Annotated in this window: 19 protein-coding genes; 13 read left to right on the top strand and 6 right to left on the bottom strand. The window is 74.8% G+C overall.

The annotated features are described in order from the left end of the window. Positions 1 to 10: 10 nt before the first annotated feature. Positions 11 to 613: a class F sortase gene (locus ACZ2G1_RS04815; RefSeq protein ID WP_017833189.1), complete on the bottom strand. Its 603-nt coding sequence runs from the start codon at positions 611 to 613 to the stop codon at positions 11 to 13. Positions 614 to 722: 109 nt separating this feature from the next. Then, complete coding sequence (locus tag ACZ2G1_RS04810; RefSeq protein ID WP_470377538.1) at positions 723 to 1,424, bottom strand: hypothetical protein; 702 nt, start codon at positions 1,422 to 1,424, stop codon at positions 723 to 725. Positions 1,425 to 1,903: 479 nt separating this feature from the next. Here ACZ2G1_RS04810 and ACZ2G1_RS04805 point away from each other — a divergent pair, with 479 nt between their 5' ends. Both ACZ2G1_RS04805 and ACZ2G1_RS04800 read left to right on the top strand, forming a co-directional pair. After that, on the top strand, positions 1,904 to 2,701 hold the full coding sequence (locus ACZ2G1_RS04805; RefSeq protein ID WP_470377537.1) for an ABC transporter ATP-binding protein: 798 nt from the start codon (positions 1,904 to 1,906) through the stop codon (positions 2,699 to 2,701). Continuing rightward, a complete protein-coding gene (locus ACZ2G1_RS04800; RefSeq protein WP_035928937.1) occupies positions 2,698 to 3,978 on the top strand; it encodes an ABC transporter permease in 1,281 nt (426 codons plus the stop codon). The genes ACZ2G1_RS04805 and ACZ2G1_RS04800 overlap by 4 nt, the downstream gene beginning before the upstream one ends. 31 nt (positions 3,979 to 4,009) lie before the next feature. Here the strand turns inward: ACZ2G1_RS04800 and ACZ2G1_RS04795 are convergent, their stop codons facing one another. Beyond that, on the bottom strand, positions 4,010 to 4,315 hold the full coding sequence (locus ACZ2G1_RS04795; protein ID WP_017833185.1) for a DUF4193 domain-containing protein: 306 nt from the start codon (positions 4,313 to 4,315) through the stop codon (positions 4,010 to 4,012). 142 nt (positions 4,316 to 4,457) lie between these two features. Then, the gene (locus tag ACZ2G1_RS04790) at positions 4,458 to 4,949 is read right to left on the bottom strand and encodes a DUF3515 family protein (protein WP_095651683.1); all 492 of its coding nucleotides are present in this window, start codon (positions 4,947 to 4,949) and stop codon (positions 4,458 to 4,460) included. 64 nt (positions 4,950 to 5,013) lie between these two features. On the opposite strand from ACZ2G1_RS04790, the gene thiL reads away from it, so the two are divergent. The 5 genes from thiL to ACZ2G1_RS04765 all read left to right on the top strand — a co-directional run bounded on the left by thiL (position 5,014) and on the right by ACZ2G1_RS04765 (position 11,441). Then, positions 5,014 to 6,117, top strand: a complete 1,104-nt coding sequence (thiL, locus tag ACZ2G1_RS04785; protein ID WP_470377536.1) for a thiamine-phosphate kinase — start codon at positions 5,014 to 5,016, stop codon at positions 6,115 to 6,117. Then, positions 6,107 to 7,066 (top strand): DAK2 domain-containing protein, encoded by a 960-nt coding sequence (locus tag ACZ2G1_RS04780; protein WP_313960165.1) that lies wholly within the window; start codon positions 6,107 to 6,109, stop codon positions 7,064 to 7,066. Before thiL ends, ACZ2G1_RS04780 begins: the two co-directional genes overlap by 11 nt. A gap of 12 nt (positions 7,067 to 7,078) precedes the next feature. Continuing rightward, positions 7,079 to 9,376, top strand: coding sequence for an ATP-dependent DNA helicase RecG (locus ACZ2G1_RS04775; RefSeq protein WP_470377535.1), 2,298 nt, complete (start codon positions 7,079 to 7,081; stop codon positions 9,374 to 9,376). 50 nt (positions 9,377 to 9,426) lie between these two features. Continuing rightward, positions 9,427 to 10,026 (top strand): 16S rRNA (guanine(966)-N(2))-methyltransferase RsmD, encoded by a 600-nt coding sequence (gene rsmD, locus ACZ2G1_RS04770; protein ID WP_251355755.1) that lies wholly within the window; start codon positions 9,427 to 9,429, stop codon positions 10,024 to 10,026. An 89-nt stretch (positions 10,027 to 10,115) separates the two neighbouring features. Further along, entirely contained in the window at positions 10,116 to 11,441 is a 1,326-nt protein-coding gene (locus ACZ2G1_RS04765) for a UDP-glucose dehydrogenase family protein (RefSeq protein ID WP_035928947.1), read from the top strand. A 96-nt stretch (positions 11,442 to 11,537) separates the two neighbouring features. Here ACZ2G1_RS04765 and ACZ2G1_RS04760 read toward each other — a convergent pair whose 3' ends face one another. Together ACZ2G1_RS04760 and ACZ2G1_RS04755 are read right to left on the bottom strand one after the other, a co-directional pair. Continuing rightward, positions 11,538 to 12,770 (bottom strand): aminotransferase class I/II-fold pyridoxal phosphate-dependent enzyme, encoded by a 1,233-nt coding sequence (locus ACZ2G1_RS04760; RefSeq protein ID WP_470377534.1) that lies wholly within the window; start codon positions 12,768 to 12,770, stop codon positions 11,538 to 11,540. Between the two features lie 28 nt (positions 12,771 to 12,798). Then, positions 12,799 to 14,127, bottom strand: a complete 1,329-nt coding sequence (locus tag ACZ2G1_RS04755) for a wax ester/triacylglycerol synthase domain-containing protein (protein WP_470377533.1) — start codon at positions 14,125 to 14,127, stop codon at positions 12,799 to 12,801. Positions 14,128 to 14,210: 83 nt separating this feature from the next. Between ACZ2G1_RS04755 and coaD the strand changes: the two genes are divergently transcribed. The 6 genes from coaD (at position 14,211) to ACZ2G1_RS04725 (ending at position 18,601) form a co-directional block, all read left to right on the top strand. Beyond that, positions 14,211 to 14,678, top strand: a complete 468-nt coding sequence (gene coaD / locus ACZ2G1_RS04750; RefSeq protein WP_031282901.1) for a pantetheine-phosphate adenylyltransferase — start codon at positions 14,211 to 14,213, stop codon at positions 14,676 to 14,678. Positions 14,679 to 14,848: 170 nt separating this feature from the next. Further along, on the top strand, positions 14,849 to 15,361 hold the full coding sequence (locus tag ACZ2G1_RS04745) for a YceD family protein (protein WP_165440247.1): 513 nt from the start codon (positions 14,849 to 14,851) through the stop codon (positions 15,359 to 15,361). A 2-nt stretch (positions 15,362 to 15,363) separates the two neighbouring features. Further along, positions 15,364 to 15,567, top strand: coding sequence for a 50S ribosomal protein L32 (gene rpmF, locus ACZ2G1_RS04740; RefSeq protein WP_031282896.1), 204 nt, complete (start codon positions 15,364 to 15,366; stop codon positions 15,565 to 15,567). Between the two features lie 5 nt (positions 15,568 to 15,572). Next, on the top strand, positions 15,573 to 16,271 hold the full coding sequence (gene rnc / locus ACZ2G1_RS04735; protein WP_017833173.1) for a ribonuclease III: 699 nt from the start codon (positions 15,573 to 15,575) through the stop codon (positions 16,269 to 16,271). 20 nt (positions 16,272 to 16,291) lie between these two features. After that, on the top strand, positions 16,292 to 17,233 hold the full coding sequence (mutM, locus tag ACZ2G1_RS04730) for a bifunctional DNA-formamidopyrimidine glycosylase/DNA-(apurinic or apyrimidinic site) lyase (protein ID WP_017833172.1): 942 nt from the start codon (positions 16,292 to 16,294) through the stop codon (positions 17,231 to 17,233). Positions 17,234 to 17,557: 324 nt separating this feature from the next. Continuing rightward, the gene (locus ACZ2G1_RS04725) at positions 17,558 to 18,601 is read left to right on the top strand and encodes an NAD(P)-dependent alcohol dehydrogenase (protein WP_017833171.1); all 1,044 of its coding nucleotides are present in this window, start codon (positions 17,558 to 17,560) and stop codon (positions 18,599 to 18,601) included. The last annotated feature ends 17 nt before the right edge of the window (positions 18,602 to 18,618 follow it).

Here is an 18,618-nt window from a genome sequence, read left to right as displayed (position 1 = left end):
AGCCCCCGGCTCACGCAGCGGGCGACGCGGTGACGACGACGTTCTTGCCGACCGCGTCCTGGGTGTAGCAGCTGATCAGGACGATGCGGTTCGGGACGATCCGCCAGATCTCGCTGTCCTTCAGCGTGTCCTTCTCGTAGGTGGTCACCGAGTCCACCACGTAGTCGAGGGTCCCGTCCACGGTCTCGACCTCGAGCTCCTCCCCGACCAGGGTCGGGTCGCTCAGCTTGTTGAAGGGCAGCTCCACCTTGTCGTAGCTGTGCCCCGCGATGTACGTGGTGTTCGTCGACCCCTCGCCGGGCATCCCGTACGGCGTGAGCCGGTAGCCGCTGTAGGTCTGCGGAGGCACGAGCGAGCCGCCCTCGAGGTCCTCGTCGGTCGGGTCGTAGGGGAGCACGTCGGCGTCGAAGCCGACCGAGTCTATGCTCAGGCGCACCGGCGACGCCGCGGCCGGCACGTGCCCCAGGAGGTGCTGGGCGAGGAACCACTGGTTCATGAGCGCCACCCACAGCACGGCGGCGCACAGCGTCACCACCGCCGCCCGCCGGACCAGGGGATCCCTCTCCTCGGCCGGGACGGGGCGCGGCGGTCCCGCCACGGTGCTCGTTGCCATGCTGTGCTGTCCTCCTCCGACCTGACCTGTTCTCCGACCCCGGCGCGTTCCGCCGGGGTCGGTGCCGTGCCGGCGCCGCCCCGCGGGCACCACCGGCACGGCACGCGGCTCAGGCGCCGCTGCGCCCGAGCCTCCGGGCCCGGTACGCGAGCGCACCGGGAAGGGCCACTGCCGCCGCGAGCAGCGCCGTGAGCAGACCGGCGCCGGCCGCCTGCCCCATCGGTGCCGCGGTGAGGCGGGTGTCCACGTTGAGCCCCGGGTTCGCGGCCCCGGCGGCGGCCTCCTGGGGCGCGAGCTCCGGGACCACCTCCTGCTGGACCGCGGCTGCGGCCGGCGCAGCGGGTGCCGCGTCGGACAGCGCCGGTGCCTCCGGCGCCACGTCGGCCACGAACGGAGCCGGCGCCTCCGCCGGTGCGGGCAGGACCTCCTCGGCGGCCGGCACGTCCACGGGCGCGGCGACCGGGACGTCCACGGGCGCGGCGACCGGGACGTCCGCGAGGGCCGCGGCCGGCAGCTCGGGCGCCGCCACGTCGGCGACGACCGGTGCGGGCTCGGCGACCGGGACCTCCGCCGGTGCGGGCGGAGCCGCCTCGGCGACCAGGACCTCGGCGACCGGGACGTCCGCGGGCACCGCGGCCGGCAGCTCCGCCACGGCACCGGCCACCTCGGTGGATGCGACCGCGCCCGGTGGGGCGTCGACCGGCGGGGCGTCGCCAGGTGCCGCGACGGCCGCCGGGACGCCCAGGAACAGGCCCCCCACCAGCACGGTCGCCGAGGCACCGGCAACAGCCAGTCTTCTCGTAGTTGTCATGTCGATGCGTCTCCTGTACTCCGTAGTCGGCCCGGGCCCACCCCAGGACCGCCAGCGCGCCGCACGGCCCCACCGGGGTCCTTGCCGCGCCCCCGCGCGGACGGACCCCCGTCACGTCGTGCCGCTCGTCGTTCGGCGCGGACGGGGCGTGCGCCCGTCCCCCGGAGCCGGAACCCCCTGCCGAAGAACAGCTGTGCTGTTAACTATCGTCCACATCCCGGCATTAGCAAGGGTGAACTGTTACGTGACGGGAGGAGTCCCGGCCTGCAGCACCGGATCCGGCGAGCGCCTCCGGCCCCTCGTGACCGGTCCGCCGGGGGTGTCCTCCGCAGCCGTCCCGGTCCGCGCGGGGCACGGGACAGCACTAGTGGGGACACGGATCGGGTCGCCGCCACCATTCGCTTGCGCACATGATGGGGGAGGGACGTGGTCCCGCGGCGGCCGTCCGGGGGGACGGTCGCCCCGACAGGGGGAATTCGATGACGTCCGCGGTGCTCGAGGCCGAGAACCTGGTCAAGATCTACGGCCGGGGGGACACCCGTTTCGCCGCGCTGCGGGGCGTGGACCTGCGCATCCGGCACGGGGAGTCCGTCGCCGTCGTCGGGAAGTCCGGCTCGGGCAAGTCGACCCTGATGCACCTGCTCGCGCTGCTCGACGCGCCCACCCGCGGCACGGTGTCCCTGGACGGCAGGCCGGCGGCGTCGATGACGGCCCGTGAGCTCAACGAGACGCGCAACGCCGCGTTCGGGTTCGTGTTCCAGCAGTTCTACCTGACCCCGGACCAGACGGTCCTGGAGAACGTGGTGCTTCCGCTGCGCATCGCCGGGGTCCGCCCCGCAGCGCGCCGGCGCCGCGCCCTGGACGTGCTGGAGCGCCTGGACGTGGCGGAGAAGGCCTCCAGCCGTGCCGCCGACCTGTCGGGCGGGCAGAAGCAGCGGGTCGCGATCGCCCGGGCCCTGGTCAACGACCCCTCCGTGATCTTCGCCGACGAGCCCACGGGCAACCTCGACTCGGCCACCGGCGCGGTGGTCCAGGACCTCCTGCTCGAGCTCCATCGGGAGCGCGGCATCACCCTCGTCGTCGTCACCCACGACGAGGACCTCGCCCGGCGCTGCGGACGCCAGGTGCACCTGCACGACGGTCTCGTCGTGGACGCCCCCGCACCCCGGCAGGCCCCCGTCGCCGGAGCGGACGCCGCAGGAGGGGACGCCGCAGGAGGGGACGACGCCGGCGCGGACGACGAGGTCGTCGTCGGAGCGGTCGGAGGTGCCCGGTGAGGTGGTCCGACCTGCTGGCCTCGGCGGTCGCCAACACCGCGCGCGCCAGGATCCGCGCCACCCTGACCGTGCTCGCCGTCTTCATCGGTGCGTTCGCCCTGACCCTCACCTCCGGCATGGGCACCGGGGTGAACCGGTACATCGACGACACCGTGGCGGCGTTCGGCGACGCCGACGCGCTCTACGTCCAGAAGTCGCAGCCCCTCATCGAGCTGTCCTCGACCTCGGGCCCGCGGGAGTACGACCCGGACACCACCCGGATCCGCACGGGGTTCGGCGTGTCCTTCGAAGGGCTGACCCCCGAGGACATCGAGGTCATCGAGGACCTGGACGGGGTGCGCTCCGTCAAGCCGATGTACTCCGTGGCCCCCACCTACCTGGAGGCCGCCGACGGCAGCCGGTTCCAGCTCTCCCCGGGGATCCCCGTCGACGCCGTGGGTCTGCAGATGGTGGCCGGCGGAGCGCCCGCCGCGGGCCGGGACGAGATCGCGGTGCCCGACAGCTGGGTCGCCGACCTGGGCTTCTCCTCCGCGCAGGAGGCCGTCGGGGGCCGCGTCGACGTGGTCATGACCAACATGGCGGAGCAGGACCGGGCGTTCCCCGCCACGATCTCCGGGGTGACGCAGGCCAGTCTCGTCGGGACCTCCCTGAACCCCATCCCGTCGGACACGTTCAACGAGCGGCTCTACGACTACCAGGTCAGCGGCGTCCCGGAGGAGGTCCCGGAGAGCTTCGCGATGGCCACGGTCACGGTCGAGGACATGGCCCTGGCCCCCGGGATCCAGGCGCGGCTGGAGGAGCAGGACATGCTCGGGCTCACCGTGGAGGACCAGCTCGGCATGTTCCGCGCCGTCATCAACGCCATCGTGTGGATCCTCAACGCCTGCGCCGTCATCGCGCTCGTGGCCGCCGGGCTCGGCATCGTCAACACCCTGCTGATGTCGGTCCAGGAGCGGACCCGGGAGATCGGCCTGATGAAGGCCATGGGCATGAGCGGGGGCAGGGTCTTCGGCCTGTTCTCCCTCGAGGCCGTCTTCATCGGGTTCCTCGGGGCGGTCGTCGGCGCCGTCACGGGCGTCGTCGGCGGCTCGGCCCTGAGCGGGGCGCTGGCCGACGGGTTCCTGTCCGGGCTGCCGGGGCTGTCGCTGTTCGCGTTCGAGTCGTGGCGGGTGGCCCTGATCGTGCTCTCGGTCATGGGGATCGCGTTCCTGGCCGGGACGATCCCCGCCGTCCGGGCCGCGCGGAAGGACCCCATCGCCTCCCTGCGCCACGAGTGACCGGGCGGGCCCGGGGCGGGTGCCGCGGCCGTCAGCCCTCGCACTCGATGCAGTACCGGGCGCCGTCCTGCTCGCGGGCGAGCTGGCTGCGGTGGCGGACCAGGAAGCAGGACATGCAGGTGAACTCGTCGTCCTGCTCGGGCACCACCTGGATGAGCAGCTCCTCCTGGGACAGGTCCGCCCCCGGCAGGTCGATGCCCTCCGCCGTGTCCGAGTCGTCGACGTCGATCGCCGGGCTCTGCGCGGTGGCGCTGCGCTGCGCCTGGATCACCTCGAGGGACTCGTTGGCGGGCTCGTCCTCGGGCTTGACGCGGGGCTCGTCGTAATCGGTGGCCACGGATGTGCCTCCTTCTGGCGTGGTGGTGGGGCGTGGTGGGCTCGCGCGCGTGTCCACGCCACAACCGGGCGGGGCACGGGCCTATTCCCGAACCCCCGGGGCGTCCCGGGGGAGGGGGCGGACCCCTCCGTCCGGCCCCGGCTCAGAGGCCCTCCACGGTGTCCTGGAGGTCCAGGCACCGGCGCTCGGCGGGGATCTGCTCCACCGCGGAGCCCAGCTCGACCAGCAGGGTGGAGGAGGCCACGGCGGTGCTGTCGAAGACCACCTCGACGGCCGGGTCCCGGCCGTAGGTCGTGGCGGTCCAGGTGCTCCCGTCCTCGTCCTGGCGGATCAGCCAGTCGACGTCGTTGACGGAGGAGCAGGCGTCCGTGGTGGGCCCGGGCGGGGTCACGCCGCACCGCACGACCGCCGCCGTGGGCTCGCCGTAGGCCGTGGTGGCCTGGCTGGTGGTCTCGCGCCTCTCGTGCTCGCCGACGGTCTCCGGCATGGCCAGCATCGCCGGGGCGCACCCCGGGTCGGCGGCGTTCTCGGCGGGGTCCACGGTGACGGCGGGGGAGCACCCCGCGAGGACCGCCACCAGGGCTCCCGCCCCCAGCAGGGCACGGGCGGATCGGGACAGGGAGGGCGAGGGCATGCCCCCAGCGTAATCCTCGGGGGCGCCCGTTCCCGCGTCCGGGGCCGTCGTTAGGATGAGCGCCATGACCCGACCCCCAGCGGAGCCGTCCCCCGTGCCCGACGCCCCGCCCGGTCCGGGGCCCACCGTCGGGGAGCTCTCCGAGGCCGAGCTGCTGGCCCGGGTGCTCCCGCTGCTCCTGCGCCCCGCCCCCCGCCCCGGAGCGGACCTGGTGCTGCTCGGCCCCGGCGACGACTGCGCCGTGGTCGCGGCCCCGGACGGGCGGTACGTGATCACCACGGACACCCAGGTGCAGGACCAGGACTTCCGGCTCGCCTGGACCGGCGGCGCGGTCACCACGGGCTACGACACCGGGGTGAAGTGCGCGGCGCAGAACCTCGCCGACGTCGCCGCGATGGGCGCCGTCCCGTCGGCCGCCGTCGTCTCGCTCACCCTGCCGCCGGGCACGCCCGTGTCCTGGCCCGAGGACTTCGCCCGCGGCCTCCTGGCCGGGTTCGAGGCCATGGGCGCGGACCGCTGCGCCGTGGTCGGCGGGGACCTGGGCGCCGGCCGGGAGTTGTCGGTCACCGCCACGGTGACGGGCGACCTCGAGGGCCGGGACCCGGTGCGCCGCTCCGGGGCGGGCGAGGGCGGCACGGTGGCGCTCGCCGGGACCACCGGGCGGGCGGCGGCGGGCGTGGCGCTGCTCGAGGACGGCCGCTACCGGCCCGGCCGGGACGCGCTCCTGGACGGGCTCGCGGCGGCGCAGCTGCGGCCGTGCGCCCCGGTGACCGCCGGCCCCGCGGCCGCCCGCGCCGGCGCCACCGCGATGATCGACCTCTCCGACGGCCTGCTCCGCGACGCCGGGCGGGTCGCGGCCGCCAGCGGCGTCGTCATCGACCTCGACGGCGCGGCCGTGGCCGGCCTCGCCGAGCCCCTGCGCCCGGCCGCCCGGCTGCTCGGCGCGGACCCCCGCGACTGGGTGCTGACCGGCGGCGAGGACCACGGGCTGCTCGCCGTCTTCCCCCGGGGCGTGCCGCTGCCGGGGATGTTCCGTGCGATAGGCTCGTGTGCGCCCGCGCCCCCCGCGCACGACGACACCCTCCCCCGGGTGCTGCTCGACGGACGAGCGCCGCACCTCGCCCTCGGGCACCCGGTCGGCGAAGGATGGGATCACTTTGAACCATAGGATCGGATCGAACGCGGCCGTCATGCGGCGGTGGCTCGACCTGGCCCACCGTGATCTCGTGCGCCACAGCCCCGTCCTCAACGCCCTCAACGTCTTCCCGGTCGCGGACGCCGACACCGGGACCAACCTCGCGACCACCGTGCGCGCCGCCGCCGAGGCCGCCGCCGTGCTCGAGACCGGCGACGTCGGGGAGCTGCTCTCCCTCGCCGGCCAGGCCGCCCTCGAGGAGGCCCGCGGCAACTCGGGCACCCTGTTCTCCGTCTTCCTCACGGCCGTGGGCCGCTCCCTCGAGGGGAGCACCAGGATGAGCGCCGAGTCCGTCCGGCTGGCCCTGCACGCCGGCCACGTGCGCGCCTGGAGCGTCCTGACGGACCCCGTGGACGGGACCATGCTCTCCGTCCTGGAGGCCGCCGCCGCCGTGCCCGTGCCGCAGGGCGTGGAGGACGGGTCCAACCAGCAGCTCAAGGAGTTCCTGGCCGCCGTCAGCACCGCCGCCCGCGCCGCGGTCCTCGTCACCCCGGACCAGCTCGAGATCCTGCGCGAGACCGGCACGGTCGACGCCGGCGCCCTGGGCATGCTCGTGGTCTTCGACGCCCTGGCCCGCACCGTGGGCGGCGACGACGCCGGCGACGAGAACGCCCTCGACGCGCTGATCGACGCCGCCGCGGCCCGGGCCGCCGGCGCCGGGGACGCCCCGCACACCGTGCACGGCGGCGTGGAGGTGATGTGCACCGTGGAGCTCACCCCGCTGGACGCCGCGGAGCTGCGCCACGAGCTCAGCGAGGTGGGCACCAGCGTGATCATGAGCGCGGTGACCGAGACGGGGGACGGCTACCGCTGGCGCGTGCACGTCCACGTGCCGCGGCCCGAGGACGCCCTCACCGTGATCGGCGCCCGCGGCAAGGCCGTGAACCTCACGGTGACCTCCCTCTCGGAGGCGGACGGATGAGGCACCCCTGAGATGACCCCGACCCACGGCGGCGGGGCGTTCCCCGACCCGGTCTCCGAGCTCGACCAGCCGCTGGCCCGGCTGCTGGGGCGGACCACGGCCGACCAGCTGGCCCGGCAGCTCTCGGTGTCCACGATCGGGCAGCTGCTCGACCACTTCCCCCGCCGGTACATGCCGCGGGGCGAGCTCACCCCGTTCTCGGAGCTGCGCATCGACCAGCAGGTCACCATCGTGGCCGAGGTCGTGCACGCCTCCACCCGCCAGATGCGCTCGCGGCGCGGGTCCATCACGGACGTGGTGATCACGGACCGCGTCTCCTCCGACCCGCAGCGGCTCTTCGCGGACGGCGACCCGGGCCCCGGCCGGACGATGCGGCTGAGCTTCTTCAACGCCTGGACCGCCGCCAGGGACCTGCCCACCGGAACGCACGCCCTGTTCTCCGGGAAGGTCGGGCTGTACAACGGCGGCGTGACCATGACGAACCCGCACTACGCGATCCTCGACCCGGACGCCCCGGAGGCCGGGGAGACCGCCGAGGAGCGGGCGGGCCGGCCCATCCCGATCTACCCGGCCACGGCCAAGCTGACCACGGACAAGATCGCCCGCGCCGTGCACTCGCTGCTGCCCGTCGTGGACTTCGGGGCCGTCCCGGACCCGCTGCCGGACGGGATCCGGGAGCGGGAAGGGCTCATGGGGCTCGAGGAGGCGTACTGGCAGGTCCACCGCCCGAGGGACACCCGGGCGCACGGGGAGGCGCGCCGCCGGTTCCGCTACCAGGAGGCGTTCCTGCTCCAGTGCGCCCTGGCCCGCCGCCGCGCCGAGCTCGCCGCCCACCCCACCACCGCCCGCCCGGGCGTCCCCGCGGGGGTGCTCGCCCGGTTCGACGCCGGGCTGCCCTTCGAGCTCACCGCCGGGCAGCGGACCGTGGGGGAGCAGCTCGCCGCGGAGCTCGCGGGCACCCGCCCCATGAACCGGCTGCTCCAGGGCGACGTCGGCTCGGGCAAGACGCTCGTGGCCCTGCGCGCGATGCTGCAGGTCGTGGACTCCGGCGCGCAGGCCGCGCTGCTGGCCCCCACCGAGGTGCTCGCCGCCCAGCACCACGGCTCCGTGGTCCGCTCCCTGGGCCCGCTCGCGCAGGCAGACCTGCTCGGCGGGGACCCGGACGGCACCCAGGTCGTGCTGCTCACGGGGTCCATGGGCGCCGCGGCGCGCAAGCGGGCCCTGCTGCGGATCGCGTCGGGGGAGGCCGGGATCGTCATCGGCACCCACGCCCTGCTCTCCGAGGTCGTCCAGTTCGCCGACCTCGGACTGGTCGTGGTGGACGAGCAGCACCGCTTCGGCGTCGAGCAGCGCGACCGGCTGCGGGACAAGGCCGGGCGGCCCCCGCACCTGCTGGTGATGACCGCGACCCCCATCCCGCGCACCGTGGCGATGACCGTCTTCGGCGACCTGGACGTCTCCGTCCTCGACGAGCTCCCGGCCGGCCGGCAGCCGATCGCCACCCACACCGTGGGGCTCGTGGAGCACCCGGGCTGGGAGCGGCGCCTGTGGCGGCGCGCCCGGGAGGAGATCGACGCGGGCCGCCAGGTCTACGTGGTCGCGCCCAAGATCGGCGACGACGACGAGCCCCCGCCCCACGCCTCCCTCGCGGAGTCCGCCCTCGCGGCGGCCTCCGAGGACGAGGAGTCCGAGGCGACGATGGCGTCCGTCACCTGGCTCGCCGAGCTCGTGGCCGCCGAGCCCGTCCTGGCCGGCGTGCGCGCCGAGGTGCTGCACGGCCGGCTCGACACGGACCGGAAGTCCCGCCTCATGGAGGAGTTCGCGGCCGGGGACGTGCAGCTGCTCGTGTGCACCACCGTGGTCGAGGTCGGCGTGGACGTGCCCAACGCCACGCTGATGATCATCGTCGACGCCGACCGGTTCGGCATCTCCCAGCTGCACCAGCTGCGCGGCCGGATCGGGCGCGGCGGGCACGCCGGGACGTGCCTGCTCGTCACCCGGCGCCCCGCCGAGCACCCGTCGCGGGAGCGGATCGAGGTGGTGGCCGGGTCCACGGACGGCTTCGAGCTGGCCCGGGCGGACCTCGAGCTGCGCCGCGAGGGCGACATCCTCGGCGCCGCGCAGTCCGGCGGCCGCTCCACCCTGCGCCTGCTGCGGGCCCTCGACGACGCCGAGCTCATCGAGCGCGCCCGCCGGGACGCCGTGACGATCCTGGGCGAGGACCCCCAGCTGCTGGAGCACCCCGAACTGGCCGAGGCCATCGAGCGCTACCTCGACCCGGACGCCGAGGCGTTCCTGGACCGGGGCTGAGCCCCCGTGCCGCCGAGCCGCGTGCCGCCGGGCACCCGAGAGGAGCACCCATGAGCAGGATCATCGCCGGGGCCGCCGGGGGGCTGCGCCTGCAGTCCGTGCCGGGCCGGGACACCCGGCCCACCACCGACCGGGTCAAGGAGTCCCTCTTCGCGCGGCTCGAGGCGTGGGGCATGCTCCGGGACGCCAGGGTCCTCGACCTCTTCGCGGGCTCCGGGGCCCTCGGCTGCGAGGCCGCGAGCCGCGGCGCGGCCGCCGTGACCCTCGTGGAGCGGCACGCGGGCGCGGCGCGGGTCTGCCGCGCCAACGCCGCGACGGTCCACCGGGCCCTCGGGCGCGAGGACGTCGTCACGGTCCGGCACGGGGCGGTGGGCGGCTACCTCGCGGATCCCGCCGAGGGGCCGTGGGACCTCGTGCTGGCCGACCCGCCCTACCCCCTGCCAGAGGCGGAGCTCGCCGCGGTCCTCGCCCCGCTGGTGGGCCGGCTGCGGGAGGGCGGGGTGCTCGTGGTCGAGCGCTCCACCCGGTCCCCGGAGCCCGGCTGGCCGGCCGGGCTGCGCCGCTTCGAGCAGAAGCGGCACGGGGAGACCACCGTGTGGTTCGCCGAGACGGACGTCACATCGTCCGCGTCCCCCGGCGCGCCGGACTGACACCTGCGCCGCTGGGCGCACCCCCTTTGACAAGATTCGACAGGCAGCATCGAGCCCGGGTCAGCGCCCGGGAGGAACGGAGGACGTCCATGAGGATCACGGTTCTGGGAACGGGCTACCTGGGGGCCACGCACGCCGCGTCGATGGCGGAGATGGGCTTCGAGGTGCTGGGGCTGGACGTGGACCCCGAGAAGGTCGACGCCCTGTCCCGCGGCGAGCTGCCCTTCCACGAGCCGGGCCTGGGCGAGCTGCTGCGCAAGCACGTGGGCACCGGCCGGCTGCGCTTCACCACGAGCTACGAGGAGGCCGGCGCCTTCGGCGACGTCCACTTCGTCGGGGTCGGCACCCCGCAGCGGGCCGGGAGCTTCGCGGCGGACATGCGCTACGTCGATGCCGCGGTCGGCTCCATCGCCGCGGCCGCCACGAAGGACTGCGTGATCGCCGGCAAGTCCACGGTCCCCGTGGGCTCCGCCCGCCGCCTGGCGGACCTGGCGAAGGCCTCGGCGCGGGAGGGCGTGGACGTGTCCCTGGTGTGGAACCCCGAGTTCCTGCGCGAGGGCTACGCCGTGGAGGACACCCTGGCCCCGGACCGGATGGTGCTGGGCTGTCAGGACCCGGCCGCCGAGGCCGTGATGCGCCGGGTCTACGCCCGGCAGCTGGAGGCCGGCGTCCCGCTGATCGTCACCGACTTCGAGACCGCCGAGCTCGTCAAGGTCGCGGCCAACGCCTTCCTGGCCACCAAGATCTCCTTCATCAACGCCCTGTCCGAGCTCACCGAGGCGGTCGGCGGGGACATCCGCACCCTGGCCGACGCGATCGGCCTCGACGAGCGGATCGGGCGCAAGTTCCTCAACGCCGGCGTGGGCTTCGGCGGCGGCTGCCTGCCGAAGGACATCCGCGCCCTGCGCGCCAGGGCCGCGGAGCTCGGGGTGGAGCAGTCGGTGCGCTTCCTCGCGGAGGTCGACGACATCAACGTCCGCCGCCGCGGCCACACGGTGGAGACGGTCACCCAGATGCTGGGCGGGACCGTGGTGGGCCGGCAGGTCGCCGTGCTCGGGGCGGCCTTCAAGCCGGACTCCGACGACGTGCGCGACTCCCCGGCCCTGGACATCGCCGCCCGGCTGCACTCGATCGGCGCCGAGGTGGCCGTCTACGACCCCAAGGCCAACGCCAACGCCGCCAAGCGCTATCCGCGCCTGGACTACGTGGACTCCCTCGAGGCCGCCGTCACCGGGGCCGAGGTCGTGGTGCTGCTGACCGAGTGGGCCGAGTTCAAGGCGATGACCCCGGAGCAGCTCGACCCGCTGGTGGCCGTCCCGCAGATCCTCGACGGCCGCAACGTGCTCGACCCCGACCGCTGGACCGCGGCCGGCTTCACCTACCGGGCCCTGGGCCGCCGGGCGAGCGCCGTCTGAGCCGCGGCGCGCGGGGCGGCGTCCCGCGCGCCGGTTCCCCTCCGCCGGGGAGCCGGCACGAGGGCGGGCGGCGAGCTCCCCGCCGTGCGGACCGGCTCAGCCGGCCAGCTGCCGCCCGGCCCGCTCCAGGACGTCCAGGCGCTTGCCGAACGAGAAGCGCATCCAGGACGCGTAGAGCTCCCGGTGCTCCGCGGAGGCGAGGGCCGGCACGGGCACGCCCACCACACCGGCCCGCTCGGCCAGCACCGGCGCCAGGTGCGCGGCGTCCTCGACCCCGTACCGCTCGCACAGGCCGCGGACGTCCGCCACGACGAAGAACGTGCCCTGCGGCTCGAACGGCTCGGCGCCCGCCGCGGCCAGGCCCCGCACGAGCACGTCGCGCCGCCGCCGGAAGTCCTCCGTGAGCCGGTCGTAGAACCCGTCCGGCAGGCCCAGGGCGGTGGCCGCCCCGATCTGCAGCGGCGTGGCGGCGCTGTGCGTGAGATAGGCCTTCGTGGCGCGCACCGGACCCACGAGGTGCGCCGGCCCGCTGACCCAGCCCACCCGCCAGCCCGTGACCGAGAAGGACTTGCCCACGGAGGAGACGGTGAGGGTCCGTTCGAAGGCCCCCGGCAGCGCGGCGAGCGGCCGGTGCCCGCCGGCGTAGCGCAGGTGCTCGTAGACCTCGTCGGTCACCACCACGCAGTCGTGCTCGGCGGCGAGTCCGGCCACGCGGGCCAGGACGGCGTCGTCGAACACCGTCCCGGTCGGGTTGTGCGGGTCGTTGAGGATCACCATGCGGGTGCGGGGCCCGAAGGCCGCGGCGAGGCGGTCGAGGTCGGGGGAGAAGTGCGGCGGCTCGAGGGGGACCGTGACCAGCCGCGCGCCGGCGAACTCCACCACGGCGCCGTAGAGGTCGTAGTGCGGCTCGAACACGACCACCTCGTCCCCGGGGCGCAGGAACGCGAGCAGGCTCGCGGCCAGCCCCTCGGACGCGCCCACGGTCACGACCACCCCGGAGGCCGGGTCCAGGTCGATCCCGTAGAACCGGTGCTGGTGCGCGGCGACGGCCTCCTGCAGCAGCGGCAGACCCGCCACCGGCGAGTACTGGTTGCCGCCGCCGTGCAGTGCGGCCGTCGCGGCGTCGAGCATCTCCCGCGGACCGTCGACGTCCGGGAAGCCCTGGCCCAGGTTGATCGCGCCCGTGCGCGCGGCCAGCCGCGACATCTCCTCGAAGACGGTCCCGGTGAGCTCCCCGGCCCCGGTCAGCAGACCGCCCCCGCGGGCCATCCGCTCCCACGGGGGGCCGGACGTGTGCGTGGACGGGACGGCGGCGTCGGTGGCATCCATGGCCGCCAGTCTAGGGTCCCGCGGCGGCTCAGGGCGGCGGCCCGGCGCCGAGGCGCACGAGAGTCCCGGCAAGCCCCTCGACGAACACCGGGAGGTCCGGCACCACGTCGGCGTCGGCCACCACGTCGATGCCCAGGGTCCCCGCGTAGGAGACGACGCCCACGGCGAGGGCCAGGTTGCCCTGCACGGCGCCGAGCTGGAATAGCTCGAGCACCGGTGCCCCCGCGAAGAGCAGGGGCGCCGCGGGGCCGCGCACGTTGCTGAGCAGCACGTTGACGAGCCGCTGCCGGTCCATGACCCGGACCATCCAGCGCTGGGCCAGGCGGCCGCCCGGCCGGTACGGCGGACGGGCTCGCTGCCGGGAGGTGGTGGCCGCGATCCGCCGCAGCCCGGCCACCGGGTCGGGCTCGTCGACGGGCACGGCCACGACGCGCACACCGGCCCGGTTGCCGCCGGCGGGGTCCCCCGCCGCGCGCACGGAGGCGGCCACCGACACCTTCAGCTCCGGCACGCCGGCCAGCTCGCCGCGCGCGGCCAGCAGCCGCCGGGCGCCGCCCGCCACGGCGGTGAGCACCACGTCGTTGACCGTCCCGCCGTGCCGGTGGGCCAGCTCCCGGACCGCCGCCAGGTCGGCGCGCACCAGCACCGCCCGGCGCCGCGCGCCCACGGGCCGGTTGACGGACAGCGCCGGGGCGCGGCCCTCCGCGAGCGCGCCGCGGACCTGGGCCGCGGCGCCGAGCAGGCGGGCAGCGGCGCGGGCCGGAGCGCGGGCCGTGGCAGGGACGGGCGGCGGGCCGCCGCCCGTCCCCGGGCGACCCGGCGCGTCCGGGGCGCGCGGGGCGCCGCCGGGCGCGGGATCGAACAGGGGCGCGAGCAGGGTCAGCGCCGCGAGACCGTCGGCGAGCACGTGGTGCCACCGGATCAGCAGGCCGACCCGGCCGCCGGCGAGGCCGGGGAGCAGCCACAGCTCCCACAGGGGCCGGTCCCGGGGCAGCGGGACGGCGGCGATCCCGGCGCACACCCGGAGCAGGCTCTCCTCGTCCCCGGGCGGCGGCACCGGACGGCTGCGCACGTGCCGGGAGACGTCGAAGACCGGGTCGTCGAGCCACACGGGGCGTCCGCCCCCGGGGCGGGTGAGCAGCCGGCGCAGCGGCCGGACGTCCCGGGTGCGCCGCTCGACGTGCTCCCGCACCTCCGCCAGCCGGACGCGCCCGCCGGCATCGAGCAGGGGACCGGCCTCCAGAAGGGCCAGGGCCGCGACGTGCATGGGCACCCCGCGCCGCTCCACGCGGAGGTTGGCCTCGTCCAGGGCGCTGATCCGCTCCCCGGTCCGCGCCCGGCGGCACTGCATGCCCATGTCGGTGCTCCGCTCTGGCCGGAGGACTCCCTCGTCCACCACGGTACGCCGCCCCGGCACGGAGCGCCCCTAGGATGGCACCCATGCACCGAGCGATCTGCCCCGGCTCCTTCGACCCCCTGCACAACGGCCACGTGGAGGTCGTCGCGCGCGCCGCGGCGCTCTTCGACGAGGTCGTCGTCGCGGTCTCCACCAACCCGCACAAGCGCTACCGCTTCGACGCTGACCGGCGGCTGGCCCTGGTGGCGGAGAGCCTCGCGGACGTCGCCGGCGTCGTCGTCGAGCCCATGGGCGCGGGCCTGCTCGCGGAGTACGCGGCGCAGCGGGGGGCGGTGGCCCTGGTCAAGGGGCTGCGCTCGGGCGAGGACTTCGAGTACGAGGTGCCGATGGCCACGATGAACCGCCACCTCACGGGGGTGGAGACGGTCTTCCTGCCCGGCGACCCCCGGTTCCTGCACCTGTCCTCGACCCTCGTGAAGGAGGTCCAGGGCCTCGGCGGCGACGTCTCCGGGTTCGTGCCGGCGCCCGTGCTGCGGGCCCTGCAGGGCTGAGCGGGCGCGGCCCGTCCCGGCGCGCCCGGACCCGGCCCGTTTGAGAACGCGCGGGGCGGCACGCTAACATGGTCTGTCGGTCAGAATTTCACCAGGAGTCAGTCATCAGTCGCGAGAACAGTTCGCCCCTCACCATCGGTGTCCGAGACCTCGAGCACCGCCCGGGGACGATGCGACGCCTGGAAGAAGTTGTGCCCGCGCCGGAGAACTTCGGCAACGCACTCATCGGCGCCCCGGAGGGCTCGGACATCGACCTGGACCTCCGGCTGGAATCCGTCCACGACGGGATCCTGGTGTCCGGCACGGCCGCCGTGGCCATCCACGGCGAGTGCAGCCGGTGCCTCGACCCGATCGACTACGATCTGGACGTCGACGTGCAGGAGCTCTACGTCTTCGACCCCGCCGCCGACGGCGGGGAGGACTCCGAGGACGACCAGATGTATGAAGTTCAGGACGAGACCATCGACCTCGAGCCCATGCTTCGGGACGCAGTGATCACGCAGCTGCCGTTCCAACCGGTGTGCCGGGAGGACTGCCAGGGGTTGTGCGCCCAGTGCGGCGCGCGCCTGGAGGACGACCCGGGACACCACCACGAGGTGCTCGATCCTCGCTGGAGCGCCCTGTCGGGGCTGCTCGAGCAGGACACCTCGACCCAGACGACCGAACCGAGAGAAGAGAGATAGCCGTGGCTGTTCCGAAGCGGAAAATGTCCCGTGCCAACACCCGTGCACGCCGTTCGCAGTGGAAGGCGACCGCGCCCAAGCTGGTCAAGACCGTCGAGAACGGCAAGGTCACCTACAGCCTGCCGCACCAGGCGAAGGTCGTGACCGACTCCGCCGGCACCGCGCTGTTCCTGGAGTACAAGGGCCGCAAGGTGGCCGACGCCTGACCACGGTGACCTCCACCGCGACACCTCAGGACCTGCTGGAGCGTCTCGGCGTCGACATCGACGCCGGGACGCTTCGTCTTGCCCTGACCCACCGCTCCTACGCGTACGAGCACGAGGGGCAGGGCCACAACGAGCGGCTCGAGTTCCTCGGGGACTCCGTGCTGGGTCTCGCGGTCACCGACGAGATCTTCCACCGCTACCCCGACGACTCCGAGGGCAACCTCGCGAAGATCCGCTCGGCCGTGGTCAGCACCCGCACGCTCGCCGACCTCGCCCGGTCCCTGGACGTGGGCCCCCACATCCGCCTGGGCAAGGGCGAGGTGCGCACCAACGGGCACGAGAAGGCCTCGATCCTCGCCGACACCATGGAGGCGCTGATCGGCGCCGTGTACGTGAGCACCGGCCTCGACGCGGCCCGGGCCTTCGTGCTGCGGCTCGTGGTGCCCCTGCTCGAGGACGGCTTCGTGATGAGCGAGGGCCGGGACTGGAAGACCGAGATCCAGGAGCTGGCGGCGGCCCGCGCCCTGGGCCCCGTGCGCTACGCCGTGGAGGGCACGGGCCCCGACCACGACCGCCGCTACGAGGCGCACGTGCTCGTCGGCGGTCAGGACCACGGCACGGGCACCGGCACCACCAAGAAGGAGGCCGAGCGCTCCGCCGCGGCGCAGGCCTACGCGACCCTGGTGGCCCGCCGCGGTGGCTGAGCGCACGCCCCGGAGCGCCCGTGCCTGAGCTGCCCGAGGTCGAGGTGGTCCGCCGCGGGGTGGAGCGCTGGGTGGTCGGCCGCCGGATCGAGTCCGTGCAGGTCCTGGACCCCCGCTCGGTGCGCCGCCACGAGCCCGGCCCCGTCTCCTTCGGCCACGAGCTCGACGGCGCGGTCGTGGCCGACGCGGTGCGCCGCGGCAAGTTCCTGTGGCTGCCGCTGACCGGGGCGGACGGCGCCCCGCCGCAGGAGGCGCTGCTGGTGCACCTGGGGATGAGCGGGCAGCTGCTGGTCAAGGACGCCGGGCTGCCCGACGAGAAGCACCTCAAGGTGCGGCTGGGCCTGTCCGAGCGCCCCGGCACCCCGGCGGAGCTGCGCTTCGTGGACCAGCGGATCTTCGGCGGCATGCTCCTCGACCGGCTCGTCCCCACCGACGACGGCGCCCCGGGCGGCCGCTCGGCCACGGGCGTCCCGCTGGTGCCCGCCCGGGCCGCCCACATCGCCCGGGACCCGCTGGACCCCGCCTTCGACGCGGAGCGCCTCCACGACCGGCTGCGCCGGCGCCGGACCGGGCTCAAGCGCGCGCTGCTGGACCAGGCGCTGGTCTCCGGGATCGGCAACATCTACGCGGACGAGGCCCTGTGGCAGGCGCGCCTGCACTGGGCGCGGCCCACCGACACGCTCCGGCGGCCCGAGACGCTGCGCCTTCTCGCGGCCGTCCGCGAGGTCATGGACCGCGCGCTGGCGGCCGGCGGGACGAGCTTCGACTCCCTCTACGTCAACGTCAACGGCGAGTCCGGCTACTTCGCCCGCTCCCTCTCCGCCTACGGCCGGGCCTCCCTGCCCTGCCCGCGCTGCGCGGAGGAGGGGCGGAGCACCCTGATCGTGCGGGAGCAGTTCATGAACCGCTCCTCCTACCGCTGCCCGGTCTGCCAGCGCACGCCCCGCAACGCCCGGTTCTGAGACCGGGCCCCGGGCGTGGCACGGGGGGCGCCGGTCCCCGGCGGCCCGGAATCGATCAGCTTCCTTTCCAACTTCCTGCGCGTGTAGGCTCGTCGAGGACGTGCGACTCGCCATGATCCCGTCGGGGAAGACCCCGCGCCGGCCCCGCACCGTCCTCCACCCTCCGTGGCGGCCGCCCCTGCGGTCGCGACCCCCGGTCACCGCCGGCACCAGGAGCCGCACCCGGTTCCGGAGGCCGCCGTGCGCCCGGGCGGGCGCCCCCTTCCGCCGCACCCGCACTGCTGCACGCACACTTCTGCACCCACACCCTCCGAGGAGCACCTCTTGCGCACCGTCAACGCCTACGCCGCCCCGTCCGCCGGCGCACCGCTGGTCCCGACCACTCTCGAGCGCCGGGACCTCGGCGCCCACGACGTCCTCATCGAGATCAAGTACGCCGGGATCTGCCACTCCGACCTGCACACCGTCCAGGGGGACTGGGGCCCCCAGCAGTACCCGCTGACCCCCGGGCACGAGATCGCCGGGATCGTCACCGAGGTCGGCGCCGGCGTCACCCGCCACGCGGTCGGCGACCGGGTCGGGGTCGGGTGCATGGTCAACTCCTGCGGCGAGTGCGCCAACTGCCGGGCCGGCGACGAGCAGTACTGCCTCGACGGCGCCGTGATGACCTACGGCGCCGAGGACCGCGACGGCACGGTCACCCAGGGCGGGTACTCCACCCACGTGGTGGTCACCGAGGACTTCGTGCTGCGCATCCCGGAGGGCATCGAGCTCGACGTCGCCGCGCCCCTGCTGTGCGCCGGCATCACCACCTTCTCCCCGCTGAACCACTGGAAGGCCGGCCCCGGCAAGAAGGTCGCCGTCGTGGGTCTGGGCGGGCTGGGGCACCTGGGCGTGAAGATCGCCCACGCCATGGGCGCGGAGGTCACGGTGCTCTCCCAGTCGCTGCGCAAGAAGGAGGCCGGGCTGGCCCTGGGCGCCGACGCCTACTACGCCACGAGCGACCCGCAGACGTTCGAGGAGCTGGCCGGGACCTTCGACCTGGTCCTCAACACGGTCAGCGCGAAGATCGACCTCGACGCCCACCTGTCGTTGCTGAACGTCAACGGGGCCATGGTCAACGTCGGCGCCCCGGCGGAGCCGCTGGACGTCAACGTGTTCTCGCTGCTGGCCAACCGCCGCACCTTCGCCGGGTCCATGATCGGCGGCATCGGGGAGACCCAGGAGATGCTCGACTTCTGCGCCGAGCACGGGGTGGGCGCCGAGATCGAGGTCATCTCGGCCGAGCAGATCAACGAGGCCTACGAGCGGGTGCAGAACTCGGACGTGCGCTACCGGTTCGTGATCGACACCGCCACGCTGGTCTGATCCCCGGCCCCGCGCAC

The organism is Kocuria sp. KKT182, from assembly GCF_055635395.1.
The sequence above is the reverse complement of the archived record's forward strand: the minus strand, read 5'-3'. Positions and strand labels throughout refer to the sequence as shown.